Below are 1,038 nucleotides of genomic sequence, written 5' to 3' on the forward strand. Positions count from 1 at the left end.
CCCGAGCATGTCGGCCAAAGTCTTGCGGACAACCTCCCGCACAGCGGCCTCGTCCGGCAACTCGTAGCCGACGTCATCTATGACGACAATGCTGTCGAAGGTGTCGATGAAGAAACGGGGCATCAGGCCCTCCGCGTCGCAGGCGGGAGCGCGCGCCTCACCCAGCCGCCGGCGCCTACGGTCGATCAGCCAACGATGCCTTCCTGTGCCGTGTCCGACCGGGAGGCGCTACAACACACATTTGGTTTGCAAGCTACGTAACTGCGCAAGCTGAATAAATTGACGCAGGACTCCACGACTGCACTGTCTCAGCTAAAACGACCTACATATGTAGTAAAGCGGAACTCAATGTGTGTTGGGGATTTGCCCCGCACATATAGCTGTTCGGTCTCGGACCGACGTCCGACTGACGGCGGAAGGAAGCTTCACGGTTCCTCGTTCTCGGCGCGGCCGAGCCGCGAGAGAGCACGAATGTCCAATCCGCTGATCATGAAGCCCGAATACGGAGCGCGTCTGAATGACGAGGACCGTGCCGTCCTACACGACGTCACCAGAAAAACACGTCGCGTCGCGCGGCGTATTGACATCAGCCCCGAAGGCGAGCTGCCAGAGGACGTACACCTGGTCGTGGAAGGCTTCGCCTGCCGCTACAAAACCCTGACCGATGGGGGGCGCCAGATCATGGCCTTCCTGGTACCGGGCGACTTCTGCGACCTGCACGTGGCCATCCTCGGCGAGATGGACCACAGCATCGGCACCATCTGGGGCTGCACCATCGTGTAGATTCCGCGCTCGGTCATCGAGGATCGCACGGCCCGCCATCCCCGCAGCGCGCGAGCGCTCTGGTGGGCGACCCTGGTCGATAGGGGCACGCTGCGGGCTTGGCTCGTCAACATGGGGCAACGGGCCGCCGACCGGCAGATTGCGCATCTCGTGTGCGAGTTGCTCGTGCGCTTGCGGGTCGTAGGCCTGGTGAGCGAGGACAGCTTCGAATTCCCAATGACCCAGGATGATCTCGGAGACGCGCTGGGTATCAGC

General features: G+C 62.2%; 2 protein-coding genes. One reads left to right on the forward strand and one right to left on the reverse strand.

What is annotated here, in order from left to right; genetic code table 11:
• Window positions 1-123, reverse strand: a 123-nt coding sequence (locus tag MKK75_RS36460; protein WP_409567619.1) for a DUF6894 family protein, incomplete at its 3' end; no start/stop codon positions are given.
• Window positions 124-471: 348 nt separating this feature from the next.
• Between MKK75_RS36460 and MKK75_RS28100 the strand changes: the two genes are divergently transcribed.
• Window positions 472-783 (forward strand): cyclic nucleotide-binding domain-containing protein, encoded by a 312-nt coding sequence (locus MKK75_RS28100; RefSeq protein WP_244045776.1) that lies wholly within the window; start codon window positions 472-474, stop codon window positions 781-783.
• The last annotated feature ends 255 nt before the right edge of the window (window positions 784-1,038 follow it).

It is taken from the genome of Methylobacterium sp. J-030, from assembly GCF_022829545.1.
Lineage (GTDB): Bacteria > Pseudomonadota > Alphaproteobacteria > Rhizobiales > Beijerinckiaceae > Methylobacterium.